24 protein-coding genes are annotated in these 26384 nt (G+C 73.5%); 11 read left to right on the top strand and 13 right to left on the bottom strand.

From position 1 onward, the window contains the following. Nucleotides 1-103 precede the first annotated feature (103 nt). A complete protein-coding gene (locus ACIPAE_RS12160; protein WP_402444696.1) occupies nucleotides 104-889 on the bottom strand; it encodes an SDR family NAD(P)-dependent oxidoreductase in 786 nt (261 codons plus the stop codon). Between the two features lie 266 nt (nucleotides 890-1155). On the opposite strand from ACIPAE_RS12160, the gene ACIPAE_RS12155 reads away from it, so the two are divergent. Further along, the gene (locus ACIPAE_RS12155; protein ID WP_402444694.1) at nucleotides 1156-1470 is read left to right on the top strand and encodes a hypothetical protein; all 315 of its coding nucleotides are present in this window, start codon (nucleotides 1156-1158) and stop codon (nucleotides 1468-1470) included. A gap of 19 nt (nucleotides 1471-1489) precedes the next feature. Here the strand turns inward: ACIPAE_RS12155 and ACIPAE_RS12150 are convergent, their stop codons facing one another. After that, on the bottom strand, nucleotides 1490-2728 hold the full coding sequence (locus ACIPAE_RS12150; RefSeq protein ID WP_329362809.1) for a DUF4032 domain-containing protein: 1239 nt from the start codon (nucleotides 2726-2728) through the stop codon (nucleotides 1490-1492). A gap of 31 nt (nucleotides 2729-2759) precedes the next feature. Then, on the bottom strand, nucleotides 2760-3638 hold the full coding sequence (locus ACIPAE_RS12145) for a haloalkane dehalogenase (protein WP_402444692.1): 879 nt from the start codon (nucleotides 3636-3638) through the stop codon (nucleotides 2760-2762). Nucleotides 3639-3728: 90 nt separating this feature from the next. On the opposite strand from ACIPAE_RS12145, the gene ACIPAE_RS12140 reads away from it, so the two are divergent. After that, nucleotides 3729-4235 carry a MarR family winged helix-turn-helix transcriptional regulator gene (locus ACIPAE_RS12140; protein WP_402444690.1) on the top strand — a complete coding sequence of 169 codons (507 nt, stop codon included), beginning with the start codon at nucleotides 3729-3731 and terminating at the stop codon, nucleotides 4233-4235. A 72-nt stretch (nucleotides 4236-4307) separates the two neighbouring features. On the opposite strand, the gene ACIPAE_RS12135 is transcribed toward ACIPAE_RS12140, so the two are convergent. Beyond that, nucleotides 4308-4736 carry a PaaI family thioesterase gene (locus ACIPAE_RS12135; RefSeq protein ID WP_329373719.1) on the bottom strand — a complete coding sequence of 143 codons (429 nt, stop codon included), beginning with the start codon at nucleotides 4734-4736 and terminating at the stop codon, nucleotides 4308-4310. 134 nt (nucleotides 4737-4870) lie between these two features. Beyond that, nucleotides 4871-5800: a LysR family transcriptional regulator gene (locus ACIPAE_RS12130; RefSeq protein ID WP_366410264.1), complete on the bottom strand. Its 930-nt coding sequence runs from the start codon at nucleotides 5798-5800 to the stop codon at nucleotides 4871-4873. Nucleotides 5801-5958: 158 nt separating this feature from the next. On the opposite strand from ACIPAE_RS12130, the gene ACIPAE_RS12125 reads away from it, so the two are divergent. The 3 genes from ACIPAE_RS12125 to ACIPAE_RS12115 all read left to right on the top strand — a co-directional run bounded on the left by ACIPAE_RS12125 (nucleotide 5959) and on the right by ACIPAE_RS12115 (nucleotide 10713). Next, a complete protein-coding gene (locus ACIPAE_RS12125; RefSeq protein WP_328471841.1) occupies nucleotides 5959-6993 on the top strand; it encodes an aldo/keto reductase in 1035 nt (344 codons plus the stop codon). A 518-nt stretch (nucleotides 6994-7511) separates the two neighbouring features. Next, on the top strand, nucleotides 7512-8297 hold the full coding sequence (locus ACIPAE_RS12120) for a DeoR/GlpR family DNA-binding transcription regulator (protein ID WP_328471843.1): 786 nt from the start codon (nucleotides 7512-7514) through the stop codon (nucleotides 8295-8297). 241 nt (nucleotides 8298-8538) lie between these two features. After that, on the top strand, nucleotides 8539-10713 hold the full coding sequence (locus ACIPAE_RS12115; protein ID WP_402444687.1) for an NEW3 domain-containing protein: 2175 nt from the start codon (nucleotides 8539-8541) through the stop codon (nucleotides 10711-10713). 116 nt (nucleotides 10714-10829) lie between these two features. Here ACIPAE_RS12115 and ACIPAE_RS12110 read toward each other — a convergent pair whose 3' ends face one another. The 3 genes from ACIPAE_RS12110 to dhaM all read right to left on the bottom strand — a co-directional run bounded on the left by ACIPAE_RS12110 (nucleotide 10830) and on the right by dhaM (nucleotide 12651). Further along, nucleotides 10830-11828 (bottom strand): aldo/keto reductase, encoded by a 999-nt coding sequence (locus ACIPAE_RS12110; RefSeq protein WP_402444685.1) that lies wholly within the window; start codon nucleotides 11826-11828, stop codon nucleotides 10830-10832. A 144-nt stretch (nucleotides 11829-11972) separates the two neighbouring features. Beyond that, nucleotides 11973-12275, bottom strand: a complete 303-nt coding sequence (locus ACIPAE_RS12105; RefSeq protein ID WP_329362796.1) for an HPr family phosphocarrier protein — start codon at nucleotides 12273-12275, stop codon at nucleotides 11973-11975. Next, nucleotides 12259-12651, bottom strand: a complete 393-nt coding sequence (gene dhaM / locus ACIPAE_RS12100) for a dihydroxyacetone kinase phosphoryl donor subunit DhaM (RefSeq protein ID WP_329362794.1) — start codon at nucleotides 12649-12651, stop codon at nucleotides 12259-12261. The genes ACIPAE_RS12105 and dhaM overlap by 17 nt, the downstream gene beginning before the upstream one ends. A 59-nt stretch (nucleotides 12652-12710) precedes the next feature. Here dhaM and ACIPAE_RS12095 point away from each other — a divergent pair, with 59 nt between their 5' ends. From ACIPAE_RS12095 to ACIPAE_RS12075, 5 genes are all read left to right on the top strand, one after another. Next, nucleotides 12711-13499, top strand: coding sequence for an IclR family transcriptional regulator (locus tag ACIPAE_RS12095; RefSeq protein ID WP_402444682.1), 789 nt, complete (start codon nucleotides 12711-12713; stop codon nucleotides 13497-13499). A gap of 496 nt (nucleotides 13500-13995) precedes the next feature. Next, nucleotides 13996-14784: an aquaporin gene (locus ACIPAE_RS12090; RefSeq protein WP_329362791.1), complete on the top strand. Its 789-nt coding sequence runs from the start codon at nucleotides 13996-13998 to the stop codon at nucleotides 14782-14784. After that, nucleotides 14781-15782: a dihydroxyacetone kinase subunit DhaK gene (dhaK, locus tag ACIPAE_RS12085; protein WP_402444680.1), complete on the top strand. Its 1002-nt coding sequence runs from the start codon at nucleotides 14781-14783 to the stop codon at nucleotides 15780-15782. Before ACIPAE_RS12090 ends, dhaK begins: the two co-directional genes overlap by 4 nt. Before the next feature lie 312 nt (nucleotides 15783-16094). After that, the gene (gene dhaL, locus ACIPAE_RS12080) at nucleotides 16095-16784 is read left to right on the top strand and encodes a dihydroxyacetone kinase subunit DhaL (protein ID WP_402444678.1); all 690 of its coding nucleotides are present in this window, start codon (nucleotides 16095-16097) and stop codon (nucleotides 16782-16784) included. Then, nucleotides 16781-18739, top strand: coding sequence for a putative PEP-binding protein (locus ACIPAE_RS12075; protein ID WP_402444676.1), 1959 nt, complete (start codon nucleotides 16781-16783; stop codon nucleotides 18737-18739). Before dhaL ends, ACIPAE_RS12075 begins: the two co-directional genes overlap by 4 nt. A gap of 148 nt (nucleotides 18740-18887) precedes the next feature. Here the strand turns inward: ACIPAE_RS12075 and ACIPAE_RS12070 are convergent, their stop codons facing one another. Next, entirely contained in the window at nucleotides 18888-19883 is a 996-nt protein-coding gene (locus tag ACIPAE_RS12070; RefSeq protein WP_402444674.1) for an Ig-like domain-containing protein, read from the bottom strand. A gap of 314 nt (nucleotides 19884-20197) precedes the next feature. On the opposite strand from ACIPAE_RS12070, the gene ACIPAE_RS12065 reads away from it, so the two are divergent. Continuing rightward, nucleotides 20198-21715 (top strand): carotenoid oxygenase family protein, encoded by a 1518-nt coding sequence (locus ACIPAE_RS12065; RefSeq protein WP_402444672.1) that lies wholly within the window; start codon nucleotides 20198-20200, stop codon nucleotides 21713-21715. 57 nt (nucleotides 21716-21772) lie between these two features. Here the strand turns inward: ACIPAE_RS12065 and ACIPAE_RS12060 are convergent, their stop codons facing one another. The 4 genes from ACIPAE_RS12060 to ACIPAE_RS12045 all read right to left on the bottom strand — a co-directional run bounded on the left by ACIPAE_RS12060 (nucleotide 21773) and on the right by ACIPAE_RS12045 (nucleotide 26275). Next, complete coding sequence (locus tag ACIPAE_RS12060) at nucleotides 21773-22597, bottom strand: class I SAM-dependent methyltransferase (RefSeq protein WP_402444670.1); 825 nt, start codon at nucleotides 22595-22597, stop codon at nucleotides 21773-21775. 67 nt (nucleotides 22598-22664) lie between these two features. Continuing rightward, nucleotides 22665-23123, bottom strand: coding sequence for a hypothetical protein (locus ACIPAE_RS12055; RefSeq protein ID WP_402444668.1), 459 nt, complete (start codon nucleotides 23121-23123; stop codon nucleotides 22665-22667). A 166-nt stretch (nucleotides 23124-23289) separates the two neighbouring features. Then, the gene (gene pntB / locus ACIPAE_RS12050; protein ID WP_402444666.1) at nucleotides 23290-24696 is read right to left on the bottom strand and encodes a Re/Si-specific NAD(P)(+) transhydrogenase subunit beta; all 1407 of its coding nucleotides are present in this window, start codon (nucleotides 24694-24696) and stop codon (nucleotides 23290-23292) included. Nucleotides 24697-24703: 7 nt separating this feature from the next. Then, the gene (locus ACIPAE_RS12045) at nucleotides 24704-26275 is read right to left on the bottom strand and encodes a Re/Si-specific NAD(P)(+) transhydrogenase subunit alpha (protein WP_402444664.1); all 1572 of its coding nucleotides are present in this window, start codon (nucleotides 26273-26275) and stop codon (nucleotides 24704-24706) included. Between the last annotated feature and the right edge of the window lie 109 nt (nucleotides 26276-26384).

Here is a 26384-nt window from a genome sequence, read left to right as displayed (position 1 = left end):
CGAAGGCACGCTCCACCGTAGGAACGCCCCCGTCGGCCCCGCGCGTGCTGATCGACCATCAGAACTAACAGATCATCAGATCATCACCCGAACGTGCGAACGGTCAGTAGAAGATCGGGCCGCGCGCCCCGCCGCCGGCCACCACCGGGTCGCCGTTGAGCGCGACGCTCTTCGGGCTCGCCAGGAACGTGATGACGTCCGCGACCTCCTCCGCCGTCACGAGCCGGCCGATCGAGATGCCCGCGGCGGCGGCGCGCTCCACGTCCTCGACGCTCACGCCCCGGTTCGCCGCCATGGTGGCGAGGGTCTGCGGGGTCTTCTCGGTGCGGGTCAGGCCGGGGTGCACCACGACCACGTTCACGCCCTGCGGGCCGAGTTCGTCCGCGAGGTTCTTGCTCAGCGCGGCCACCGCCACGTTGCGCACCGAGCCGACCACCGAACCGGTCTGACGCGCCGCCAGCCCGCTGACGTTGATGATCCGGCCCCAGCCGCGCTCGGCCATGGCCGGCGCGAAGGCCCGCGCGGTGCGCAGGTAGCCGCGCACCTTCACGTTGAACTCCTCCTCCAGCGCGTCCTCGGGGAAGCTGCCCGGGCTGGGCGTGGCGGCGGCGTTCACGAGGATGTCCACGCCGCCGAGCGCGCGGACCGCCTCCGCGGCGAGCGCCGCCACCGAGGCGTCGTCGCCCGTGTCGGCGGGCAGGCCGACCACCGTACGGTCCGGGCCGGCGTGCGCGCGGACCGCCTCGACGGCGGCGGCGAGCGCGTCGGCGCCGCGCGCGACGAGTGCCACGTCGGCGCCTTCGGCGGCCAGCGCCTTGGCGGTGGCCAGCCCGATGCCCCGGCTGCCGCCGGTGACGACGGCGCGGCGGCCGGTCAGTTCGAGATCCACGGTGCGTCCCTTTCGGTCCCTGCGGTGTCGCTGTGCCCCAGCGTCAATCAACGGCGCCCACCGCTTGTTCCCGGGGCCTTCGCCGTACGACCGGACCCCGCGCCGCTCCCCGCGCCGCTTCCCGTGCCGGGCACCATCGGGAGCGGGGCCTTCTTGCGGACGTCCGGGTGGTCCGGTGTCGTTCGCGGGTCTACGGCGTCCTACGCCACACGAGGAGCAGCAGGCGCCGGGCTGCTCAACGGCGTTACGCAACGGGGGAGTTGCCGATGACGACGACCGTCGATCCACGCTTCAGACGGTTCATGAGCCGGATGGCGACCGGGGTGGCCTGGTTCGTCCTGTGCGTGCCGACGATGGTCGCGCAGTCCGCCTTCCCCGACCGGCCGGGCCTGGGGAACCCGCCCGCGCCGGACCCCCTGGGGATGGCGTGCGTCTTCGCCGTCGTGGGGTACGGCTGCACGGTGGCGGCGCTGGTGCCGTGGCCGGAAGGGTTCACCGGTTCGCGGCGCCCGGCACGGCAGCTCGCCGCGTTGCCGGAGTCGTCCGAGTACGCCCGGTACGAGGACGATCCTCCGCCTTGAGGATCACCGCGGCCTCGCGTCACTCCTCGCCGGGCGTGACCGCCGACGGGTCGGGCACGTGCGGGAGCACGTCCGCGAGGTAGCTCGCCACGGTGGCCTCCAGGCCGACGTCGCCCTCGGCCTGCTCCGACAGGTACCAGCGGTGTTCGAGGAGCTCGTGGTAGAGCTGCGCGGGGTCCATCTTCCCGCGCTGGTCGCGCGGCACCATGCGGACGGTGGGGCGGAAGACCTGGCGGACCCAGCGGTGCGCCAGCACCTCGGGCCGGGCGCCCAGGGGATCGCCGGGGGCGTAGTCGTCCTGCGTGGTCATCCACTGTTCGAGGTCGTTGAGCAGGCTGCGGGCCTGGTTCTCCTCGGTGTCCAGGCCGGTCAGCCGCAGCAACTGGCGCTGGTGGTGGCCGGCGTCCACGACCTTCGGGAGGAAGGTGACGGTGTCGCCGCCCGGCGAGCGCTGGATCTGCATCTCGGCGACGTCGAAGCCGAGGCCGTTGAGCCGGCGTATTCGGCGGTCGATGTAGTGCCGCTTGCCCGCCGGGTAGACGGACTCGCGGGTCAGCTCGTGCCACAGGTCGCCGTAGCGGGAGCAGATGGCCTCCGCGAAGGTGACCGGGTCCACCGACGGGTGCAGCGAGCCGCCCGCCTCCAGGTCCATCAGCTCGCCGGCGATGTTCACCCGGGCCAGCTCGATGTCGTAGTCGCGCTGGCCGGCGCTGAGCCTGGGCTGGATCTGGCCGGTCTCGGCGTCGACCAGGTAGGCCGCGTACGCGCCGGCGTCGCGGCGGAAGAGGGTGTTGGACAGCGAGCAGTCGCCCCACGCGAAGCCGACCAGGTGCAGCCGGACCAGCAGCACCGCCAGCGCGTCGAGCAGCCGGCTGACGGTGCCGGGCCGCATCGTGGTCTCGAACATGGACCGGTACGGCAGCGAGCCGCCCAGGTGCCGGGTGATCAGCGCGGGCTCCAGCGCGGTGCCGTCGGCCGCCACCCGGCCGGTGACCACCGCGATCGGGTCGACCGCGGGGATCGCCAACCGGTCCAGGTCGCGCAGGAGTTCGTACTCGCGGGCCGCCGCCCACTCGCTGACCTCCTTGACCGCCACGACCTCGTCGCCGGCGCGGGCGAAGCGCACCACGTGCCGGGAGATGCCGCGCGGCAGCGCGACCAGCGTCTCGTCGGGCCACTGCTCCAGCGGCAGGCCCCACGGCAGGTCGAGGAGGTCGGCGGGGTGGCCGGCGTCGGTGGCCCTGATCTGCAACGGCATGGCGCTTGGGGTCCTCTCGTAGGACCGCAGGCTACAGGCTGTGCCGCTCTGCCCACGAGGTGACCGCCGCGGCGATCGCGTCCGGCTGGTCCTCGGGGGCGAGGTGGCCGGCCGGACCGCAGTGCTCGATCTCCAGCGCGGAGATGTGCTCGGCGCACCAGGCGGTCATCGCCTCGCCGATGCCCAAGGTGGGCGAGGAGTCGAAGGTCAGCAGCAGCTTCGGGGTGCCGGGGCTGGCCGCGAGCCACTCGTCGTACGCGGAGACCCGGGCGACCACGTCGGCGGGTTCGCCCTCCAGCGGCATCGAGCGGGCCCAGCGCAGCAGCGGCCGGCGGGACTCGCGGGTCGGGTACGGGGCCCGGTAGACGTCGTGGTCGGCGGCCGGCAGCTCGCCGAGCACGGTCTGCTCGAAGCTGTCCTCGATGAAGACGTTCTTGTCCAGGACCAGTTCCTCGCCGGTGCCGGGGGTGCGGAACGCCTTGAACCGGGAGCGGGCGGCGGCCGGGTAGTCCTCCCAGGTCATCGGCCGGATGATCGTCTCCATGACGGCCAGCCCGGCGACCGAGGCGGGGTTGCGGGCGGCGCGGTCGAAGGCGAGCGCGCCGCCCCAGTCCTGCCCGACCAGCACCGCCCGCTCCAGGCCGAGCGCGTCGAACCAGGCGTCCAGATAGCGGGCGTGGTCGTCGAACGCGTAGGGGATGTCGGGCTTGCCGGAGCGGCCCATGCCGATCAGGTCGGGAGCCAGGCAGCGCCGCCCGGCCGCCGCGGCCTTCGGCAGGACGTGCCGCCACAGGTGCGAGGAGGTGGGGTTGCCGTGCAGGAAGACCAGCGGCGCGCCGGCGGCCTCCGCCGCGCCGGGGCCGGCCTGCTCGTAGTGCAGGAACGAGTCGAGTACGTCGAGGGTGGGCATGAGAACGCCTTCCGTTTGTGTGACTAACGTTCGTCGCACTAACGAAGGTACATCGTTAGTGCGACAAACACAACGGAGTACGATGCGGCCATGGACACCGCGCACGACATGCCGCTCCCGGACGATCAGGCGGGCACCCCGCAGCGGCTCGCGGCCCTGCCCAGCCGCCTGCTCAACCTCGCCGCGGCCCAGGGCGAGCGCATGATCAGCGGCCGGTTGGCCGCGGTCGACGCCCGCAAGTGGCACTACGCGGCCCTCGCCGCCCTGGAGGAGTACGGCCCCGCCAGCCAGGCCACGTTGAGCCGGCGCACCGGCATCTACCGCAGCGACCTGGTGGCCGTGATCAACGAACTCGAGGCCCAGGGCGCGGTCAAGCGCGCACCCGACCCCGACGACCGGCGGCGCAACGTCATCACGCTGACCTCCGCCGGCCGCGCCCACCTGCGCCGCCTCGACGCGATCCTCGACACCGCCCAGGAGGACCTGCTCGCGCCGCTCACCGCGAAGGAGCGCGCCGAGCTGACCTCGCTGCTCGGCCGGCTGATCGCCCACCACGCCGGGCGCCGCGAGGGCGAGCCCGCGCACTCCGGACGCTGAAACCGCCGGGGCGGCGAGCCGCCCCCGCCCCCGCCCCCGCCCCCGCCGCCGTCGCCGTCCCGGCGGTCCCGCTCAGTCGGCCCGCGGCCCGGCCTGCGCGCTCACCCGCAGCACCGTGCCCTGCGCCACCGCGCACAGCGTCTCGGCGCCGTCGGCTGCGACCGCGTACAGGTCGCACCGGCACACCGCCTGACGCCGCCCGGCCTGCACGGTCTGCGCCCGGGCCACCAGCCGCACCCCGGTGCCCGGCCGGACGTACTGGATGGTGAACCCGCCGGTCAGTACTGACGCGCCCAGCACCGAACCGGCGGCGAAGGTGATCGCGTTGTCGGCGGCGTACGCCAGCACGCCGCCGTGCAGGAAGCCGTTCTGCTGCCGCAGCTCCTCGCGGACGGCGACCTCCAGGACCGCGCCGCCGGCGCCGAACGCGGTCAGCTCGGCGCCGACCAGCCGGCTGAACGGCTGGCTGTCGAGCGTCTTGCGGGCCGTTTCGAGGTCCAGCCCGACCGCGGGCCCGTACGCGGCATCGGGTGCGGAGCCGGATTCGGGTGCGGCGTCGGCCTGGGGTGCGGGCGGGGCGCCGGACCCGGGCGGGGGCGTCGAGTTCAGCGTCGTGTTCGGCGTCGGTTCGGGGTTCACCGGCGGGTCCCTTCCTCGGTGTCCGGTGCGCGGCGCGGGCCTTTCACCTGCGCCAGGTCCAGGTACGACAGCAGTTCGCGGGCGGCCGGGCTCGGGCGGTCGCCCTTCGGCAGCGCGACCGACACCTCCCAGTCCGATCCGCCCGGGCCGGCCAGCGGCACCACCGCCAGCGTGGCGGCCTGCTCCTTGCGGGAGATCGGCCGGGGCACCACCGCGACGCCCAGCCCGTGCCGGACCAGGTCGATCAGCGTGTGGACGTCGTACACCTCCAGCGCCACCCGGCGCACCGCGCCGCTCGCCGCGAACGCCTGGTCGGTCAACTGCCGCGCGCCCCAGTCCTGGTGCCAGTCCACGAAGGTCTCGCCCGCCAGCCGCGCCCACTCCACCCGCGGCTCGCCCGCCAGCGGGTGGTGCGGATCGCACAGCAGCACCATCGGCTCGCGGGTCAGCGGCAGCAGCCGTACGCCCTCGGGCGGCGGCCCCGGCAGCGAGACGAACGCCAGGTCCAGCCGCCCGTCCGCCACGTCCTGGGCGAGTACGGCGGAACCCGCCTGCCGCATCCGCACCTCGACGCTTCCGTGCCGGGCCCGGAACCGGGCCAGCAGCGCGCCGACGTCGACCGTCACACACTGCTCGGTGCCCACCGCGAGGCTGCCGCGCAGCAGGCCCTGCACCGCCGCCACCGCCTCCTTCGCGGCGCGGGCGCCGGCCAGCGTGCGGGTCGCCTCGCCGAGCAACGCCCTTCCCGCGCCGGTGAGTTCGACGCTGCGGGTGGTCCGGATGAACAGCGGGGAGCCGAGTTCCCGCTCCAGCGCGCGCACCGACGCCGACAGTCCCGACTGCGAGACCAGCAGCCGTTGCGCGGCCTTGGTGAAGTGCCGTTCCTCGGCGACGGCGACGAAGTACTCCAGCTGACGCAGTTCCACGATTGAGAAATCTAGTCGATGAATCCGTTCTCTTTCTTCTATTGGACGAGTCTTCCGGGTCGGGGACAGCATGGTGCACGTGGCCCCGCACCCGTCGCGGGCCGCACCACCCGCATCACCCGTCGCCGGCGGACCGCCGGCAGAACCGGAGAACCCGCATGGAGTACCGCACCCTCGGCAGCAGCGGCGCAAGCGTGTCGACGCTGGCGCTCGGCACCATGACGTTCGGCGCCGAGACCGACGAGAAGGGCGCGTTCGCGCAGCTCGACCGGTTCGTGGCGGCCGGCGGGACCCTCATCGACACCGCGGACGTCTACAGCTCCGGCGTCTCGGAGGAGATCATCGGCCGCTGGCTGGCCGCCCGCCCCGCCGACATCACCGGCCGGGTGGAGATCGCCAGCAAGGGCCGCTTCCCGATGGGCGACGGCCCCAACGACGCCGGGCTGTCCCGGCGCCACCTCGACCGCGCGCTCAACGCGTCGCTGCGCCGGCTCGGCGTCGACTGCATCGACCTCTACCAGGTGCACGCCTGGGACCCGTACACCCCCGTGGAGGAGACCCTGCGCTTCCTCGACGACGCGGTGCGGCAGGGCCGTATCCACTACGTGGGCCTGTCCAACTTCACCGGCTGGCAGCTGCAGAAGGCCGTGGACGTCGCGGACTTCCGCGGGCTGACCCGCCCGGTCACCCTCCAGCCGCAGTACAGCCTGCTGGCCCGGGAGATCGAGTGGGAGATCACCCCCGCCTGCGAGTCCGAGGGCCTCGGCCTGCTGCCGTGGAGCCCGCTCGGCGGCGGCTGGCTGACCGGCAAGTACCGCCGTGACGAGCTGCCCACCGGCGCCACCCGGCTCGGCGAGAACCCCGATCGCGGTGTCGAGTCGTACCACCGGCGCAGCGCGATCGCCCGGACCTGGGACGTCGTGGACGCGGTCCGCGCCGTCGCCGACGAGCAGAGCGCCACGATGGCCCAGGTCGCCCTCGCCTGGCTGCTCGGCCGCCCCGCCGTCACCTCCGTGATCCTCGGCGCCCGCACCCTGGAGCAGCTGGAGGACAACCTCGGCTCGGTGGACCTGCGCCTCACCGCCGAGCAGGTCGAGCGGCTGGACACCGCGAGTGACCCGGGCGCCGCGGATTACCCCTACGGCGTTCCCGGCGTCAACCAGCGGGGCCGCGACATCCGGGGCCGCGGCTGACGGTCGCGCCTCGGCTGACGGTTCCGGCCGGCGGTTCCGGTTGACGGTCGCGCCTCGGCCGGCGGTTCCGGTTGACGGTCTCGGCGCGGTTGGCGGTTCCGCCGCCGACGGCCGTGCCACCGCTGACGGTTCAGCCGTCGGCGGGCGCCCGCGGGGAGGGCATGCCGCGCCCTCCCCGCCCCTTGACCTCGCGGCCCCGCGGGAGCCTTCCCCGCGGGGTCGCGAGCCTGCCCCCAGCCCGCGTACCCGCCGTTCCCCGCCCCCGACTTGGCGCCCGCCCGGCGGAAGGAGCCGCATCCTCCTGGCGGCGCGGGGAACCCCGCGAGACCCACCCGCCGGGCGGGCGCCGGAAATGCGGCCGGTACCGTGAGGGCGGGTTTCCGCAGGCCCCGCGCTGCGTGGATGTGATCGGTTCACGCCGTAAACGCCAGAACCGCGCAGAGCGCCTTGCGCAGGTCGGGGCCGATCGCGGCGCGATACGCTCGCTCTCCGATCGGCCGAAACGGAGGGCGGAGTCGATGGGGACGCACGAGCGCTGGACGCGGCTGCTGGAGGTCCTGGGCGACCGGGGCCGGATCAGCGTGGCCGAGGCGGCCGAACTGCTGGACGTCTCCGCCGCCACGGTGCGCCGGGACATGGAGGAACTGGCCAGGCAGCAGCTGCTGACCAGGACCAGGGGCGGCGCCGTGCTCAGCGGTGTCGCGTACGACCTGCCGCTGCGCTACAAGGCCGGGCGCCAGGCCGACGAGAAGCAGCGCATCGCCAAGGCCGCGGCCGCGCTGATCCCGCCGGGCGCGGTGGTCGGCGTCAACGGCGGCACGACCACCTCCGACGTGGCCAGGGAACTGGCGATGCGGGCGGACCTGGCCGAGCGCGGCAACGCCACCGCGCTGACCATCGTGACCAACGCGATCAACATCGCCAACGAGCTGGCGGTGCGGCCGTATGTGAAGACGGTCGTCACCGGCGGGGTGGCGCGGCCGAGTTCCTACGAGCTGACCGGGCCGCTGGCCACGATGGTGCTCCAGGCGATCTCGCTGGACTACGCGATCCTCGGGGTGAACACGGTCGATCCGCGGTTCGGCGCGGCCACCCACGACGAGGGCGAGGCCAGCGCGAACCGCGCGATGGCCGAGCGGGCGCAGAAGGTGGTCGTGGTCGCCGACTCCACCAAGCTGGGCAAGCGGGCCTTCGCCCAGGTCTGCGACGTGTCGGCGATCTCCGTGCTGATCACGGACAAGGGCGCGCCGGAGGAACTGGTGGAGCAGTTCGTGGCCCAAGGCGTCGAGGTGTCCTGCGTCTGAACGGCCGGCCCGTGCGCGGGAGTCCGCGCCGGGCCGTCCTCGTGGCGCCCGCACCCGCGGGGTCCCTCCAGGAGCCCGCCCGGTTCGCCCGGCCCGCACAAGTCCCCCTGCGTGAAGCTGATTCGAGATGTTCATAAGGGGCATGCTCTTGTCAATTTCGCGCAAGCCTGCCTAGATAGTCCTCGCATGGTTCTGGAGCGGCCGCCCCGCGGCGGCCCGACCGATCAGTGAGGTTGCCCCTGTGACATCACCTCTCGCCCGGCGCACGCGCGCCGCCCTGGCCGGCAGCGGCTGTCTCGCGCTGGCGTTCACCGGACTCCTGTTCACCGCCCCCGGCGCGTCCGCGGGCACCCCCGCGGACGCGTCGTCGGCGCCGTACCCGAACTACGCCCCCACCCCGCCCATGGGCTGGAACGACTGGTCGTACTACCAGTGCAACATGGACGAGCAGACCATCCTCGACAACGCCAAGGCCCTGGTCAGCAGCGGACTTGCCGCCAAGGGGTACGACACGGTCACCACCGACGACTGCTGGATGGCCAAGTCCCGTGACAGCTCCGGTGCGTTGGCACCCGACCCGGTGAAGTTCCCCGACGGCATGGCCTACGTGGGCGACCAACTGCACAAGCTGGGACTGAAGTTCGGCATCTACGAGGACGCCGGCACGGCCACCTGCGGCGGCTACCCCGGCTCGCTCGACCACTGGCAGCAGGACGCCGACCTGTTCGCGAAGTGGAAGGTCGACTACGTCAAGCTCGACGGCTGCAACGTGCCGACGAAGCCCGGCGAGACGGACGAGCAGAGCTACCACGACACGTACTCCGCGTGGAGCCAGGCGATGCTCAACACCGGTCGCCCGATGGTCTTCTCGGTCTCCGCGCCCGCGTACTTCCAGGGCGGGGCCGACTGGGACAAGGTCATCGGCTGGTCGGCGCAGGTCGGCAACCTGTGGCGGGAGGGCGCGGACATCGCGCTCGGCCAGGAGAGCGGCGCGGCCAAGTGGTCCTCGCTGCTCTACAACTACGAGTACAACGTGGGCCTGGCCGACCTGCAGAGCCCCGGGCGCTGGAACGACCCCGACTTCCTGCTGGCCGGCGACTCCGGGCTGAGCCGGGACGAGATCCAGAGCCAGATGTCGCTGTGGTCGATGATGGCCGCGCCGCTGATCTCCAGCACCGACCTCACCCACCTGTCCGCCGACGCGCTGGCGGTGCTCGGCAACAAGGACGTCATCGCGGTCGACCAGGACCGCACCGGGCTGCAGGGCCGGATCGTCCAGCAGGGCGACGGCTATGACGTGCTCTCCAAGCAACTCGCGGGCGGGCAGCGGGCGGTGGCACTGTTCAACAGCTCCGACACCGCGCAGACGATCACCACCACCGCGGCCAAGGCCGGCTTCGCGCACGGCTCCTCGTTCACGCTCAAGGACCTGGTGACGAAGAAGACCACGGTCACCACCGGCACCATCTCCGCGGACGTGCCCCCGCACGGCACCGTGCTGTACCGGGTCGCCCCGGGCGGCAGCCCGCTCCAGCAGCCCTCCACCGCGGTGAGCTGGAAGGACGTCAGCACCACCGCGCACCCGGACCGGTACCAGGTCAGCCTCACCAACCACGGCGCCACCCCGCTGCTGGGCGCCACGGTCGCGCTGAGCGCCCCGTCCGGCTGGAAGGTCTCGCCGTCGAAGGCGCTGCTCGGGCTGGTGGTGAACCCGGGCCGGACCGCCTCGGCGACCGTCCAGGTCACCGCGCCCACCGCCCAGCCGGGCACCACGGTCTCCACGGTCACCGCGACCGCGAGCTACCGTGCGGGCCTCGCCGGCAGCGGCACGGTGAGCGGGCCGCTGACCATCACCTCGGTGGTGCCGTACCCGTCGCTGGCCGCCGCGTTCAACAACATCGGCACGACGCCGGAGAGCGACACCTCCAAGGGCGACTTCGACGGGTCCGGTGACAGCTACTCCGCCGACGCCCTCGCGAAGGTGGGCGCCACCCCCGGCGCCACGATCCAGGCCAACGGGCAGACCTTCACCTGGCCCGCGTCCGCGCCCGGCACCCCGGACAACGCCACGGCCGCCGGACAGGAGATCACCCTCGCCGGTTCCGGCAGCCAACTGGCCTTCCTCGGCGCCGAAGCGGGCTTCACCTCCGGAACCGTCACGGTCACCTACACCGACGGCACCACCAGCACGGGCACCCTCGGCTTCCCCAACTGGTGCTGCTCGACCACGAACGACTACGGCTCCCAGGTCGCTTTGACCACCGACCACCGGGACACCCCGTCCGGGCCGGCCAACTTCGGCACCAGCTACCAGGTGTTCTCCAACACCGTGAGCCTCGACGCGGGCAAGACGGTGCGGTCGGTGACCCTGCCGAACCAGGCCGCGATCCACGTCTTCGCGATGTCCGTCAAGTAGCACGTCCTCCCAAGGAGCAGGCGTCACCAAGGAGCAGGCGCCGCACGGCGGTCACGCGTCCCCGGCGGGGGAGTCCGATCTCCTCCGCCGGGGACGCGCCGCCTTGCGACGAGGCCCTAGTTCCAGGGCAGTCCGGCGCGGTGCCGCCAGTAGGCGGACGGCGGTTCGGCCAGTTCCGCGAGCGTGGCGAGCTGGGTCGGGGTGAACACGACCTGCCGGGCACGGAGGTTGGAGGTGAGCTGGGCGGCGGTCGCGGCGCCGGACAGGACCACGTCGGCCCACGGCTGGTGGAGGGCGGCGGCGAGGGCGACCGCGTCCGGCGTGGTGCCCAGGGCCGCGGCGAGCGGGCCGAGTACGGGGGCGAGGCGGGAATCGGGCGCGGCGAGCCGCCCGTTGGCGAGGGCCTCCTTGACCATCACCCGGCAGCCGGCGGCGTGTGCCTCGGCGAGGGCCGGTCCCGCGGAGGGTTCGAGCGGGTTCCAGGTGGACTGCACGCTGCGGAAGAGGGGCGCGCCGTCGACGGTGACCGCCAGCGCCGCGCGGATCGCGTCGGCCTGCGCGGGGCCGCTGGTGCTCAGGCCCACGAGGACGCCGTGCGCGGCCAGTTCGGCCAGCGCGCGGTGCAGCGCGGGGTCGGTGAGCGCGGGGCTGTCCGGGGTGACGGAGTGCACCTGGTACACGTCGAGCCGGTCGCCGAGCAGCGCGCGGGTCTCGGCGAGCTGCCGCTCGTACGTGGCCAGGCTGTGGTCCTTGATCTCGTGCGCCTCCGCGTCCACCCGCCAGCCCGCGGTGTAGGTGTAGCCCCACTTGCTGGACACCACCACCCCGGGCGGCTCCCGCTGGTCGAGCCACTGCGCCAGGAACTCCTCGGAACGGCCGTACGACCGGGCCGCGTCGAAGTCGCGCATGCCGTCCGCGTAGGCGAGGTCGAGCAGTTCGTGGGTGCGGCGGCGCATCGCGTCCACGGTGCGGTCGGGCGGCAGGTCCCGGTCGCGGCCGAGGTTGATGTAGCCGGGGCGGCCGACCGCGGCCAGGCCGAACCCGATCCGGGCCGTGGGCTCGGGCGCGGGTGTGGACGCGGGCGGGTCGGCGGGGGAGTGCGGCGGTGTGGCCACGGGGGCGGCTCCTGCGGTGGTGCGGGCACGTACGGACGGCGGGCGCGGGCGGCCGCGAAGACCCCGGCGGACCTGCGGCCGTACCGGTGCCGGCGCCCGTGGGGGCGCCGACGCCCGCGGGGACGCCGGCGCTCCGGCCGGCCGCTATGTCGCCGTCGCCAGGATCTCCGCGAGCGCGGCGGCCGCCGCCTGCGCGTCCGGCCCCTGCGCCCGCACGGTCACCGTACGCCCGGCGGTCGCGCCCAGGCCCATGACGGCCAGCACGCCGGCCGCGTTGGCGCTGCGTTCCCCGAACTGGAGCAACAGGTCGCTGGTGAACCGCGCGGCGGCCTGGGCGATCCGGCCGGCCGGGCGGGCGTGCAGGTCGGCCGGCAGCACCACGGAGATCTCCGCGGTGGGCTCGCCGGCGGGCGCGGTGCGGACGGACGGTTCAGAGTTTGCTGACATGGCGGGCCTCCGTGGCGGCGGTGAGTACGGCGGCGAGGTCCGCGCCGGCCGCGGCGGTGACCGCGGCGGCCACGGCGCCCTCGACGAAGGGGGCGTCGGCGATCACTGCGCCGTCGCGGGGCTGGTCTTCCAGGACGGCCCGGGCGGTGAGCACGGAACTGCCCAGGTCCGGCAGGATGAGCACGCCTGCGCCGCGGTCGGCCTCCTTGACCGCGGCGGCGACACGCGCGTAGCTGGTGCCGATCCGGCCGTCGTCCGTGCCGCCCGCGACGGCCACCGGAACGGCGTCGGAGCCGATCTGGCCGAGCAGCCGGCGCAGCCCTGCGGCCACTTCGGGGCTGTGGGACACGAGTACGATGCCGACAAGTTCAGTCATGAACAGCGATGCTAGATCTCGGAACAGCATTCAGCAATACCGAACGAAGAGGTTTTCCCATGGTGCAAGCGGTGCAGCGTGCCGTCCAGATCCTCCGGGAGCTGGCCGTCACCGGCCCCCGGCTGGGGGTCACCGAGCTGGCCGAGCGGCTCGGCGTGGCCAAGCCGACCGTGCACGCGCTGCTGCGCACCCTGGAGGCCGAGGGCATTGTGGTGCAGGACCGGGACAGCTCGAAGTACCAGCTCGGGCCCTATCTGGTGCACCTGGGCAACTCCTACCTGGACACCCAGGAGTTGCGGTCCCGCTCGCTCACCTGGGCGGACCTGCTGGCCCGCCGGGCCGGTGAGGCGGTGTGGGTCGCGGTGCCCACCGGCGACCACATGCTGGTGGTGCACCACGCCTTCCGTCCTGAGGGAGCCGTCCAGATCCTGGAAGTCGGCGCGTCCATCCCCTGGAACACCTGCGCGCTCGGCAAGGCGGTGGCGGCCTTCGCCCCCGACGAGGAGCGCGAGCGGCTGCTGGCCGGCGAGCTGACCGTGCTCACCGGCGCGAGCATCACCGGACGCGAGCCGCTCGCCGCCCAGTTGGCGCAGGTCAGGGCGCAGGGCTACGCGCTGGAGGACCAGGAGTCGGCGATCGGCGACGCGGGGGTCGCGGCGCCCGTCTTCGACCGTTCCGGCGCCGTGGTGGGGGCGATCGGCGTGGTCGGGCCGGTCGAGCGGCTGCTCGCGGAGCCCGCCCGGCAGGAACTCGCCGTCGCGGTAAGGGAGACCGCCCGCAACCTGTCCCGGGACCTCGGCGCGCCGCGCGGGGCGGCACGGGGTACGGCGCGAGGCGCGGCCGGCTGAACCCTCCCCGCGCCCGCGCGCCTTGAGCGGCGGGCGCGGCGCCGTACCGGGGCCGAGCGCGTGAAGCGCCGGCCCTTCCGCATGCCCGACCGTGCGCCCGGGCGCCGACTCGCGCCCCCGCATGCCCCCGTATGCCGCCATGCGCCGGGACGTGCTTCCGTCCGCCCCGCGGGCTCCGGCAACACACGCTGGGCCGCAGGGAGTTGGGCCCCCGCGCGGCGCCGAACCCCTTGACACCGGCGAAACGCCCGCTTAACTTCCCACTACGTTCATCATTAATGAACGTCATTCGGTAATAGGGAGGATTGGCTCCCCTCTCCCGTTGCCCGACCGGCCGCCAGGCATGGACCCTGCCCTGACCTGCCTGGCGGCCACCCGTCCGGTCTCCCCGGCACGCCTCTCCCCGCCACGCCTCTCCCCGCCACGCCCACACCACCCGCCCCGCACGCGCAGGAGGTGAGAGCCCGCGACCGCCACCGGCGGCCGGGCGCTCAGGATGGAAGACACCGCACTCCCGACCTACCCGCAGAAACTTCTCGCCGAGCTGCTGGGCACCGCGATGCTGGTGTTCGTCGGCGTCGGCTCCGTGCCCGCCACGACCCTGCTCGGCGGCGCCGCGCCCTTCACGATGGCCGAACTCGGCATGATCGCCTTCGCGTTCGCGATGGTCGTGATCGCGATGGTGTACGCGATCGGCCACATATCCGGCTGCCACATCAACCCCGCGGTCACCCTCGCGCTGGCCGCCACCCGCCGGATGCCCTGGCGCGACGTCCCCGGCTACCTCGCCGCGCAGGCGGCCGGCGCGCTGCTCGGTGCGCTCGCCATCGTCGCCGTACTCGGCCGCAGAGCCGTCGGCGCCGGACTCGGCATCGCCTCCTACGCCGCACCGACCGGCGCGGGACACGCCTTCGCCGCCGAGGCGATCGGCACGTTCATCCTGGTCTTCGTGATCTTCGGCGCGATCGACCGCCGCGCGCCCGGCGGCTTCGCCGGCCTCGCCATCGGCCTCGCGGTGTTCGCGGTGATCATCCCGATCGGCCCGGCCACCGGCGCGGCCGTCAACCCCGCCCGCGCGTTCGGCCCGATGGTCATCGGCGCGCTCTACGGCGGCACCGTGCACTGGGGCCAACTGCCGGTCTACGTCGGCGCCGAGGTGGTCGGCGCGCTGCTCGCCGGCCTGGTGCACACCGCGTTCGCCACCCGCCGTACCCCCGCCGCCCGTACCGCGGGCACCGCCGGCCGGCCGGCGCCGGCCGCCGCCCCCGAAGGAGCCCTGTCGTGAAGAAGCTGATCAACGCGCCCGAGACCGTGCTCGACGACGCTCTCGCCGGTATCGCGGCCGCCCACCCCGACCTCCTGACCGTCGACACCGTCCAGCGCGTCATCACCCGGGCCGCCGGCCCCAGACCCGGCAAGGTCGCGCTGGTCTCCGGCGGCGGCTCCGGCCACGAGCCGCTGCACGGCGGGTTCGTGGGCGCCGGCATGCTCGACGCGGCCTGTCCGGGCGAGGTGTTCACCTCGCCCGTGCCCGGCCAGATGGTCGCCGCCGCGAAGGCCGTCGACGCAGGCGCGGGCACCCTGTTCGTGGTGAAGAACTACACCGGCGACGTGCTGAACTTCGAGATGGCCGCCGAACTCGCCGCGGAGGACGGCCTGTCCGTCGCCTCGGTGCTGGTCGACGACGACGTCGCCGTCCAGGACTCCACCTGGACCGCCGGCCGCCGCGGCACCGGCGGCACGGTCTTCGTGGAGAAGATCGCCGGCGCGCTCGCCGAACGCGGCGCCCCGCTCGCCGAGGTCGCCGACACCGCCCGCCAGGTCAACGCCGCCACCCGCTCCTTCGCCGTCGCCCTCACCGCCTGCACCGCGCCGGCCGCCGGCAAGCCCGGGTTCGAGCTGCCCGACGACGAGATCGAGGTCGGCGTCGGCATCCACGGCGAGCCCGGCCGCCGACGCGAGAAGCTGCGCCCGGCACGGGAGATCGTCGCCGACATGCTGGCCGCCGTCCTCACCGACCAGCCGCTCGCGACCGGCGACGAGGTGCTCGTCATGGTCAACGGCCTCGGCGGCACCCCGCTGATCGAGCTGTACGTCGTCTACGGCGAGGTCGCCGCGCTGCTGGCCGCACGCGGCGTGCGGATCGCCGGGAACCTGGTCGGGAACTACGTCACCAGCCTCGACATGGCCGGCGCGTCGGTCACCGTCTGCCGGGTCACGCCCGAACTGCTCGACCTGTGGCGCGCGCCGGTGCACACGGCGGCGCTGCGCTGGGGCGTCTGACCCGGCCACCGCCCGCGGGTGCCGTGCCAAGGCGTACCGCGCGCCATCCGATCGCTCCACCCGACTGCGCGCACTGCCCGCACATCACTTGCCGCCCGCGGGTGCCGTGCCAAGGCGTACCGCGCGCCATCCGATCGCTCCACCCGACCGCCGCACCGCGCGCACATCACTTGCCGCCTGCGGGTGCCGTGCCTGCGCGTACCGCACGCCATCCGATCGCCTCACCCGACCGCCCGCACCGCGCGCCATCCGATCGCTCCACCCGACTGCCCGCACCGCACGCACACCACCGCACTGACGAACGGAGATCCCGTGGACACCGCCCTCGCCCGCACTTGGGTGCAGGCCATCGCCGCGGCCATGGACACGCACAAGGACCGGCTGACCCAACTGGATTCCGCCATCGGCGACGCCGACCACGGCGCCAACATGCACCGGGGCTTCGCGGCGGTCGCCGCGGCCCTGCCGGAGTACGACGCGGCGACCCCCGGGCTGATACTCGTCAAGACCGGTTCGCTGCTGATCTCCGTGGTCGGCGGCGCGTCCGGGCCGTTGTACGGAAGCGCCTTCCGCTCCGTCGGCAAGGCGTTGGACGCGCCAGAATTGCTGGACGCGCTCGACGAGCCGGACGGGTCCGGGTCCGAGGCGGGTACGGCCGGTCCCGAGCGGGTGGCCGACGCGCTCGCTGCGGGACTGGCCGGGGTACGGCGGCTCGGCGCCGCCACCGAGGGCGACAAGACGATGATCGACGCGTACGCACCCGCCCTCGCGGCGTTCCGCGCGTCCGCCGCGGCCGGCGGTGACCTGGCGGAGGCGGCCGCCGCCGCGGCCGACGCCGCCGAGGAGGGCATGCGGGCCACCACCCCCATGCAGGCCAGGAAGGGGCGGGCCTCCTACCTCGGTCCGCGCAGCGTCGGCCACCAGGACCCGGGCGCCACCTCCACCGCGCTGATCTTCCGCGCCCTCGCCGACACCGCCGCCGCGGCCAAGGCGGCGGCATGAGCACCCGCCTCCGCTATCCGGGACAGCCCGCCTCGCCCGGCACCGCACTCGGCGAACTCCACCGCACCGACCGCCCCTTCCCCACGCCCACCCCGACCCCCACCCGCGTTCCCCGTCAACCCGCCGACGCAGGCACGGGCACGGGCACGGCGTACGGCCCCGGCGGAACGGCCGCGGATACCGCCGCCGAGGGCGCGGAGTGCGGGTGCGGGACCGGCGATCCCGCCACCGAGGGGAGCGGCGAACCCGCCATCTCCGGCCGCGCCGACGCGAGTTCCGGCACCCCCGCCTCCGCTTCCGCCCCCGCAGGCCCGTCCGGTCCGCGCCGGCTCACCGCGCTGCCCGCGCCCGCCGACGCCGGCGAGACGGCCGGCGCACCCGAGGCCGGCGGGCTGGTCGCGGACGCGTTCGACACGGCCGCCGACCGCCTGCACGCCGTGGCCGCCGGGCTGCGGGCGCGGGGGGACGAGGAGCAGGCCGACATCATCGAGATCGGCGGGCTCATCGCGCGCGATCCCGATCTGCGGCAGCACGCCCTCCGGTTGGTCGCCGGGGGAGCGGACCCGGCGGACGCGGTGCATGAGGCCGTGGACGCGCAGGCCCGGGCCATCGCCGCGCTCGGCGACCCGGTGCTCGCCGAACGGGCCGCGGACGTCCGGCAGGTGGGCCGCCGGGTGCTGGCGGTGCTGCACGGCGTCCAGGAGCCCCCGCCCGACCGGCCGGTGGTGCTGGCCGCCCGCGAGATCGGCGCCGCCGACCTGCTGGAGCCGGGCCGTACGGTGACGGCCGCGCTGTCGGTGACGGGCGGGCCGAACTCGCATGCCGCCATCGTGGCCCGCTCGTTGGGCATCCCGCTGCTGCTCGGCGTCGACCCGCTGGTGCTCGACCTGCCCGACGGAGTGGAGACCCTGGTCAACGGGGCCGCGGCCGTCGTCCACCCCGCGGCCGGGGAACGCGAGAGCGCGCTCGCCGCGATCGCGGCCGTACGGGAGCGGCGGGCCCAGCTCGCCGCCGAGCGGCACCTGCCGGCCCGGACCGTCGACGGCCACCCGGTGACCCTGCGGGCCAACGTGGCCACGCCCGCCGACGTGCGGGCCGGTCTGCTGGCGGGCGCGGACGGCGTCGGCCTGCTCCGTACCGAACTGCCCTTCCTCGACGCGGTGCGCTGGCCCTCCCGGGCCCGGCACACCATCGCGCTCGGGCCGGTGCTCGCCCCGCTGGCCGGGCGGATCACCACCGTCAGGACGCTGGACTTCGCCGACGACAAGCTGCCGCCGTTCCTGTCCGCGGACCGGCCCGCCGGCCGCGGGATCGGGCGCGGGCTGCCGCTGATGCTGGCCCGACCGCACGCGTTCGGCGAGCAGTTCACCGCGCTGCTGGCGGCGGCGGCCGGTGCGCGCGCCGAACTGCGGATCATGATCCCGATGGTCGCGGACGTCGGCGAACTGCGGGCCTGCCGCGCCCTGCTGGACCGGGCGGCGGCGGAACTCGACCTGCCGGCACCACCGTTGGGGATCATGGTGGAGCTGCCGGAAGCAGTCCGGCGGATCGACGAGCTCGCCCGCGAGGCCGCGTTCCTGTCGCTGGGCACCAACGACCTGACCTGCCAACTGCTGGAACTGGACCGCCGGGACCCGGCCGCGGGACCGGCGTCCACCGCACACCCCGCGGTCCTGCGCGCGATCGCCGCGGTGGTCGCGGCCGCACGGACGCACCGGCGGCCGGTGTCCGTCTGCGGCGACGCCGCCGCGCACCCGCTGGTGCTGCCGCTGCTGGTCGGGCTCGGCTGCGACACCCTGTCGGTGGCCCCGTCCGCGCTCGACGAGGTCCGGGCCGCGGTCCGCCGGCTCGACCACACCTCCTGCCGGGAGGCCGCGGCCGAGGCGCTGGTGCTGCGGACCGCGGAGCAGGTCCATCACCTGGTCCGCTGCCGGCTGCCCGCGCTGCCCGACTGACGTCCGGGCGGCGCGGACGGCCCGCGGACCGGGGCAGGGGCGGGGGCGCTGAAGGTGGCGGAGACGGGGGCACAGACACGGGGGCACAGACGGGGGCGGGCTCACCTGACGATCCGGTGAGCCCGCCCCTCCCAGGAACCCGGCGGTGTCAGGCGGCCGGGCTGGTCGTGATCTGGCCCTCGCCGCTCTGCGCCAGCCAGGTCGACCAGCTCAGGTTGAAGTCCGCGTAGCCGTTGTCACCCTTGGCCTTGCCGCGCGGCGAACCGGTGATGGTGATCGGGTCGCCCGGCTTGATGAAGTTGTAGAACCACTTCGCGTTCGCGAGCGACAGGTGCACGCAGCCGTGCGAGCCGTAGCTGTGCCCGGGGTACGGGTCGCCGGTGGAGTAGTGCACGTAGGTGCCCGAGGTGGTCAGGTGCACGTCCCACGGCAGGGTCAGGTCGTAGTAGTCCGGGCTGGACTTGTTGCAGCTGATGCCGACGCTGCAGGAGGTCATCCGGACCTCCTTCTGCTTGTCGATGACGGCCATCGTGCCGTCCCACGACGGGAACGACGGGCTGCCGGCGTCGATCGGCATCGTCTTCACCACGGTGTCGTTGTGCGTCACCTTCATGCTGTGGCCGGTGACCGACACGCTGGCGCGGTTGTCGTCGCCGATGGTGAAGGTGTGCGTGTAGCTGTGGGTGCCGTAACGCCCGTTGCCGTTCGGCACGTTCTTCAGGTCCGCGTCGATGGTGACCTTGGTGCCCGGCTTCCAGTAGTCCTGCGGGCGGAAGTCCGCCCGGGTGCTGCTGAACCAGTGCCAGGCACCGGTGGTGGGCACCGACGTCGATATCTTCATCGCCTTCTCGACGCCGGCCCGCGCCGAGGTCGCCACCGGGTTGGTGAAGACCACGGAGATCGGCATCGCCACGCCGACGGTGGTGCCCGTCTGCGGCGTTATCGTGTCGAGAAGCATCGGCGGACCCAGCGGCTTCGGCGTGGTCGGCTTCGGGCTCGGGGTCACCGCCGAGCCTGACGACGACGCCTTCGCGTCGTCCTTCGGCGGCGTCGAAGCGGACGAATTCCCACCGCACGCGCTCGTGCCCGCGAGCACCGCACCTGCCACCAGTGCGATCCCCATGCTGGTCCTGACCCGACCCATGTACCTGTACTCCGCTCATATCACTGCATCGGCTGCGACTACCAAACTTAAGACTCCCCGGCGATCAGCGCGGTTCCGGTCGCCGGTAAAGCGGATGCCAAGCTTTCGAACCGACCCCGGAACGTGACGAGATGGCCGCTGTGCTCACGGACGGTGCCGCCGGTGCGGGACGGGGGAAAGCTTGGGCATGCTGGCCCCACCCCAGTCGGCAAGGCAACAGTAGTGAGGTCAGAGGCCCGTGGACGGCACAGTCGTAGAGGGCGCCGCGCCGTGCGGTACCCCTTTCGGAACGGCTGCGACGGGGAGTTCGGATCATGACGGATCTCACACGACGGAATGTGCTGCGCGGCTCGGGCGCGGCGGCGCTCGGCGGGTTCACCGCACTCGGCGTACCGGGTCTGCCCGGTCTGCCCGGCGCCCCGCGGGCACAGGCGGCGGCGCCCACCGCGCGCCGCGACCCCTACCCCTTCCTGCACGGCGCGTTCGCCCCGGCCACCGAGGAGGTGACCGCCTTCGACCTGCCGGTCACCGGCCGCGTCCCACGCGAGCTGGACGGCCGCTATCTGCGAACGGGCCCCAATGTGCTGGGGCTTGAGGACCCCCGCGCCCACCACTGGATGCTCGGCGAGGGCATGGTGCACGGCGTGCGGCTGCGTGACGGGCGCGCCGAGTGGTACCGCAACCGCTGGGTCAGGTCCGCGGCCGTCGCCGCGAAGCTCGGCGAGCCCTACCCGTGGCAGGCCCCCGCCGACGACTTCGCCAACAACACCCACGTCATCCCCTACAAGGGCCGGGTGATGGCCCTCCAGGAGAGCGGCCCGACGCCGTACGAACTCGGCGAGGAACTGGACACCCTCGGGCCGTACGACTTCGGCGGGACGCTCAGCGGTGCGTTCACCGCGCACACCAAGTACGACGAACAGGCCGACGAGCTGCACGCGATCACGTACTACCCGACCTGGGACCACGTACGGCACCTGGTCGTCGACCGCACCGGGCGGGTGGCGCGCACCACCCGCATCCCGGTCGCGGACAGCCCGATGATGCACGACTTCGCCCTGACCGAGCGCTATGTGGTGGTGTTCGACACCCCGGTGACATTCGACGCCGCCGCCGCGCAGGCCGGCGCGCTGGTGCCGTACACCTGGAACGACAGGCATCCGGCCCGGGTCGGGGTGCTGCCGCGGGCCGGCGGGCCGATCCGCTGGTTCGAGACCGACCCGTCGGCGTACTACTCGCACACGCTCAACGCCTACGACGACGGGACCACCGTCACCGTCGACTTCACCAGCTTCCCGACGCCGTTCTTCGCGGCCGGGCGCGGCTGCGACGGGCCCTCGGCGCTCGGCACGCCCCGCCTGGACCGCTGGACGATCGACCTGGCGCACGGGCGGTTGCGCTCCCGGCGGATCGACGACCGGCCGCAGGAGTTCCCCCGGGTCCGCGAGTCGCTGGTCTCCCGCCGCCACCGGTACGGCTACGCGGCCACGGCCGGAGAGATGTGGCGGGCCTACGAGACGGTGGACGGGGTGGCGCCCGACCGCGTCTTCGGCAACGCGCTGCTCAAGCACGACCTGTTGCGGGGGAGCACCGAGGTGCACCGCTTCCCGAAGGACTCACCCGCGAGCGAGGCGGTGTTCGTGCCGGCCGCCGGCGGCGGCGCCCGCGCCGAGGACGACGGCTATGCCCTCGCCTACGTCCACGATCCCGTGCGGGGCGCCGCGGATCTGGTGATCCTCGCCGCGCAGGACTTCAGCGGGGCGCCGCTGGCCCGTATCCATCTGCCCGGGCCGGTCCCCCTCGGCTTCCACGGAAGTTGGGTCCCGGCGTGACGCGGACGGGCGGCCTCACGCGGGCGGACTCACGCGGACTCGCTCAGGCGGACGGGCTCACGCGGACGGGCGGTCCGAGGGGACGCGGTCGGTCCGCCAGCACATGGAGCGGAAGGGGAGGTCGATCGTGCCGTCGGGGTCGAGGAGGCCGGGGCGGGCGCGAAGGGCCTGCTCCGCCTGGGAGATGAGGGCGGCGCGCTGGTCGGCGGGGAGGATGAGGAGGCGGCTGTAGGTGCCGAGGAGGGCAGCCGCGTCGGCGGGGGTGGTACGGCGGGCGCAGGTGAAGGTGGCGTGCTCGGGCTCCGCGAAGGGGGAGCCGGGGCCGGCGAGGGTCTCCCGCAGCCGCTCGCCGCGCCGGAAGTGCTCCCGTGGCGGGCGGTCACGTTCGGCCGTACGGGCGGCGCGCAACCCGGTGCGCCACTCGTGCACCCAGGGCACGGTGTCGTCGAGCCCGTTCCACACGACGCTCAGCCGGCCGCCGGGCCGCAGCACCCGGGCGATCTCCGGCACCGCCCGTTCGGTGTCGAACCAGTGCCACGCCGAGGAGACCACGACCGCGTCAAGGGTGCCGTCCGGCAGCGGAATGGCCTCCGCGGTGCCCTCGAGCACGGTCACCCCCGGGTTCCGCTCCGCGAGCACCGCCCGCATCCGGCCGTCCGGTTCGACCGCGACCACCTCGGGCCCCCGCGCGGTGAGCAGCCCGGTCAACGTGCCGGCCCCGGCAGCCAGGTCGAGCACCCGCGCGGCGCCCTCGGGCACCAGCCAGTCCACGGCCGCGTCACACGGCGCCGGCCGCAACCGCCCGTACTCCGCGGCGATCGAACCGAACACGGTGGCCCGGCCCTCCGTCCCAGCGGCCTTGCTCGCGTCCTCGTCGGCCATGCCCGGCAACTCCTCCGCCTCGCGATTCCCGTTCAGTGACCGAGCGTAGGCGATCAAGCCGGCGGGGCTAGCAGGTGGTGTCGGTGGCGTAGAGGACGATCGCATCGAGGATGTCGCGAACGAGGGAACGGGACACCGACAGGTCCCAGCCGCCCTTGGACAGACCCGTGTCGACCAGGCCGTGCGCGGTGGTGCGCCGGTAGGTGTGCCAGCCGTCGGCCACGAGGGCGCGCACGACCACGGTGTAGTTGCCGGGAGTGTTGGTGACCGTGCTGTAGCCGCTGCCCGCGAAGCACTCCGCTGGCAGCGGCTTGCCCGTGCGCTTGACGGAGACCTTGAGCCCGACGGTGATGAGCCCGGTGACCTGCGGCGCCCGCACCGCCGTCACCACGCCCGAGAGGTCGGCCTCCACCACGGACTTGCTCAGGTGCGGCCCGGCCGGCACCCCGTCGCCGGGTTCGTCGCCCGACAGCAGCAAGACGAAGACGGCCGCCGCGCACAGCACGGTGGACCACGTGATCCGCATGCATCCCCCCGGTTGCGTCCGCTGCACGGACCTTATCGGCTCGGCCCGCGCCCGGCGGACGCATCCCGGAGAGACGCATCCCAGCGGACGGGGCCCGCGCCCCGGTTCGTACCGCCGGGGCGCGGGTCCGTGGCGTAGAAACCGGCCGGCACGGTGCCCGTGGGGGTCACAGCACCTTGAGGATGTCCTCCACCCGCTCCTTCGCGTCGCCGAACAGCATCTGGGTGTTCTCCCGGAAGAACAGCGGGTTCTGCACGCCCGCGTAGCCGGTGTTCATCGAGCGCTTGAAGACCACCACGTTCTCCGCCTCCCACACCCGCAGCACCGGCATGCCCGCGATCGGGCTGGCCGGGTCCTCGGCCGCGGCCGGGTTGACGGTGTCGTTCGCGCCGATCACCAGCACCACGGTGGTCGCCGAGAGATCGTCGTTGATCTCGTCCATCTCCAGCACGATGTCGTACGGCACCTTGGCCTCGGCGAGCAGGACGTTCATATGCCCGGGCAGTCGCCCCGCCACCGGGTGGATGCCGAAGCGGACCTCCACCCCGCGCTCGCGCAGCCGCCGGGTGAGGTCGGCGACCGGGTACTGCGCCTGCGCGACCGCCATGCCGTACCCCGGGGTGATCACCACCGACGAGGCGGAGCGCAGCAGTTCCGCGGTCTCCTCGGCGTTGATCTCGCGGTGCTCGCCGTACTCCCTGTCGTCCGAGGGGGCCGCCTCCATACCGAAGCCGCCGGCGATCACCGACAGGAAGGACCGGTTCATCGCGGTGCACATGATGTACGACAGGTACGCACCGGAGGAGCCGACCAGCGCGCCGGTGACGATCAGCAGGTTGTTGTCGAGGAGGAAGCCGGACGCCGCCGCGGCCCAACCGGAGTAGCTGTTGAGCATGGAGACCACCACCGGCATGTCACCGCCGCCGATGGACGCGACCAGGTGCAGCCCGAGCGCGAGGGCGACGACGGTGACCGCGATCAGCAGGCCGATGTTCGGCGACGCCACGAACGCGGCGGTCAGCCCGACGAACGCCACGAGGGCGCCGACGTTGAGGTAGTTGCGGCCCGGCAGCATCAGCGGGCTCGACTTGATCCGCGCGGACAGCTTCAGGAACGCGATGATCGAGCCGGTGAAGGTGACCGCTCCGATGAAGATGCCGATGAACACCTCGGCGTGGTGGATGCCCAGCAGGTCGTGCGCGATGGTGGTCTGGCCGCTGCCCTTGGCCTCCACTTCGAGATAGCCGTCCCAGCCGACGAGAACCGCGGCCAGGCCGACGAAGCTGTGCAGTATCGCGATGAGTTCCGGCATCCCGGTCATCTCGACCCGGCGGGCTCGCCACAGGCCGATCCCCGCGCCGATCACCATCGCGACGACCAGCAGGCCGATCCCGGTGGCGGCGATGCTGCGGGAGGCCAGGCCGATGGTCGCGGCCAGCGCGATCGCCATGCCGGAGATGCCGAACACCACGCCGGAACGGGACGTCTCGTGCTTGGACAGTCCGGCCAGGCTGAGGATGAACAGCAGAGCCGCGACGATGTAGGCCGCCTGCGCGGCGGTCGATGCAGTCATCGCGGCCTCAGTCCTTGGAGAACATGCCGAGCATGCGGCGGGTCACGGCGAATCCGCCGAAGATGTTGATGGACGCCAGCAGGATCGCCACGAACGACAGCACCGTGACGGCCGTGTGCGCGTGCCCGATCTGGAGCAGCGCGCCGACCACGATGATGCCGGAGATCGCGTTGGTCACCGACATCAGCGGGGTGTGCAGGGCGTGGTGCACATGCCCGATCACGTAGTAGCCGATCACGATGGCCAGCACGAACACCGTGAGGTTGCCGATGAGTTGGGCGGGGGCGAAGCCGGCGAGCACGAACAGCACGGCCGCGGCGGCGCCGACCACGGTGTAGCGGCGGCTCGCGGTGGCCGGCCGCTTCGCCGCCTTGCCCGCGGGCGGCGTCGGCGGTGGCGCGCCGCCGGCCGCCGGCGCGGGCGCCGCCGAGACCTGCACCGGCGGTGGCGGCCAGGTCTTCTCGCCGTCGCGCACCACCGTCACCGAGCGCTGCACCACGTCGTCGAAGTCGAGCACGACCCGCCCGTCCTTGCCGGGGGTGAGCAGCTTCAGCAGGTTCACCAGGTTGGTGCCGTACAGCTGCGACGCCTGGGTGGGCAGCCGCCCGGCCAGATCGGTGTAGCCGACGATCGACACCTGGTTCGGGGTGACGACCACCTCCCCGGCGACGGTGCCCGCCACGTTGCCGCCCTGCGCGGCCGCCATGTCCACCACGACGCTGCCCGGCCGCATGCTCGCCACCATCTCCTCGGTGATCAGCAGCGGCGCCGGGTGGCCGGGGATCAGCGCGGTGGTGATGATGATGTCGACGTCCGCGGCCTGCTGGGCGTAGAGCGCGGCGGCGCGGGTGTTGTAGTCGTCCGACATCTCCTTCGCATAGCCGGTGGCGCTCACCTCGGCCTCCGCCGACTCGACCGAGAGGTACTCGCCGCCCAGTGACTTGACCTGGTCGGCGACCTCCGGCCGCGGGTCGGTGGCGCGCACCACCGCGCCCAGGCTGCCGGCGGCGCCGATCGCCGCGAGACCGGCCACGCCCGCGCCCGCGATGAGCACCTTCGCCGGGGGCACCTTGCCGGCCGCGGTGACCTGGCCGGTGAAGAACCGCCCGAAGAGGTGGGCCGCCTCCACCACCGCCCGGTACCCGGCGATGTTCGCCATCGAGCTGAGCACGTCGAGCGACTGGGCCCGGGAGATGCGCGGCACCGCGTCCATGGACAGCGCGGTGACGGGCCGCTCGGCGAGCGCGTCGACCAGGTCGGGGTGGGTGGCCGGGGCGAGCAGTGCGACCAGCACGGCACCGTCGCGGAGCAGCCCGATCTCCTCCGTCGAGGGCGCGTTCACCGCCAGCACCACGTCCGCGCCCCACGCGCCGGCCCGGTCGCCGATCGTCGCGCCGGCCTCCTCGTACGCCTCGTCCGACAGGCTCGCACCGTGTCCCGCCCCGGCCGCCACGACGACCTCGTAGCCGAGCCCGCGGAGTTGCTTCACGGTCGCGGGGGTGGCGGCCACCCTCGTCTCCCCGGGTTGCGACTCCGACACGACCCCTACGACACCCACAGGTTGCGCAGACTGACTCATCTTGGTCCCTTCTGGCCTGGACGGGTTCGGTTACGCAGCCTGCCATGCATTACCAGATGGGCATTGTTCATTCGCGATCGGTACCGACTGCTTCGACACACCCGGTGCT

The organism is Streptomyces sp. NPDC087270 (assembly GCF_044744625.1).
GTDB lineage: Bacteria > Actinomycetota > Actinomycetes > Streptomycetales > Streptomycetaceae > Actinacidiphila.
Note: the sequence above shows the minus strand (reverse complement) of the source record. Positions and strands in the feature narration are given on the sequence as shown.

What these genes read in the sequence shown, in the direction of transcription:
- ACIPAE_RS12155 (WP_402444694.1), top strand. Translation starts at nt 1,156, where the DNA reads ATGACGACGACCGTCGATCCACGCTTCAGACGGTTCATGAGCCGGATG.
- ACIPAE_RS12150 (WP_329362809.1), bottom strand. Translation starts at nt 2,728, where the DNA reads ATGCCGTTGCAGATCAGGGCCACCGACGCCGGCCACCCCGCCGACCTC.
- ACIPAE_RS12145 (WP_402444692.1), bottom strand. Translation starts at nt 3,638, where the DNA reads ATGCCCACCCTCGACGTACTCGACTCGTTCCTGCACTACGAGCAGGCC.
- ACIPAE_RS12140 (WP_402444690.1), top strand. Translation starts at nt 3,729, where the DNA reads ATGGACACCGCGCACGACATGCCGCTCCCGGACGATCAGGCGGGCACC.
- ACIPAE_RS12125 (WP_328471841.1), top strand. Translation starts at nt 5,959, where the DNA reads ATGGAGTACCGCACCCTCGGCAGCAGCGGCGCAAGCGTGTCGACGCTG.
- ACIPAE_RS12120 (WP_328471843.1), top strand. Translation starts at nt 7,512, where the DNA reads ATGGGGACGCACGAGCGCTGGACGCGGCTGCTGGAGGTCCTGGGCGAC.
- ACIPAE_RS12105 (WP_329362796.1), bottom strand. Translation starts at nt 12,275, where the DNA reads ATGTCAGCAAACTCTGAACCGTCCGTCCGCACCGCGCCCGCCGGCGAG.
- dhaM (WP_329362794.1), bottom strand. Translation starts at nt 12,651, where the DNA reads ATGACTGAACTTGTCGGCATCGTACTCGTGTCCCACAGCCCCGAAGTG.
- ACIPAE_RS12095 (WP_402444682.1), top strand. Translation starts at nt 12,711, where the DNA reads ATGGTGCAAGCGGTGCAGCGTGCCGTCCAGATCCTCCGGGAGCTGGCC.
- ACIPAE_RS12090 (WP_329362791.1), top strand. Translation starts at nt 13,996, where the DNA reads ATGGAAGACACCGCACTCCCGACCTACCCGCAGAAACTTCTCGCCGAG.
- ACIPAE_RS12075 (WP_402444676.1), top strand. Translation starts at nt 16,781, where the DNA reads ATGAGCACCCGCCTCCGCTATCCGGGACAGCCCGCCTCGCCCGGCACC.
- ACIPAE_RS12070 (WP_402444674.1), bottom strand. Translation starts at nt 19,883, where the DNA reads ATGGGTCGGGTCAGGACCAGCATGGGGATCGCACTGGTGGCAGGTGCG.
- ACIPAE_RS12065 (WP_402444672.1), top strand. Translation starts at nt 20,198, where the DNA reads ATGACGGATCTCACACGACGGAATGTGCTGCGCGGCTCGGGCGCGGCG.
- ACIPAE_RS12060 (WP_402444670.1), bottom strand. Translation starts at nt 22,597, where the DNA reads ATGGCCGACGAGGACGCGAGCAAGGCCGCTGGGACGGAGGGCCGGGCC.
- ACIPAE_RS12055 (WP_402444668.1), bottom strand. Translation starts at nt 23,123, where the DNA reads ATGCGGATCACGTGGTCCACCGTGCTGTGCGCGGCGGCCGTCTTCGTC.
- pntB (WP_402444666.1), bottom strand. Translation starts at nt 24,696, where the DNA reads ATGACTGCATCGACCGCCGCGCAGGCGGCCTACATCGTCGCGGCTCTG.
- ACIPAE_RS12045 (WP_402444664.1), bottom strand. Translation starts at nt 26,275, where the DNA reads ATGAGTCAGTCTGCGCAACCTGTGGGTGTCGTAGGGGTCGTGTCGGAG.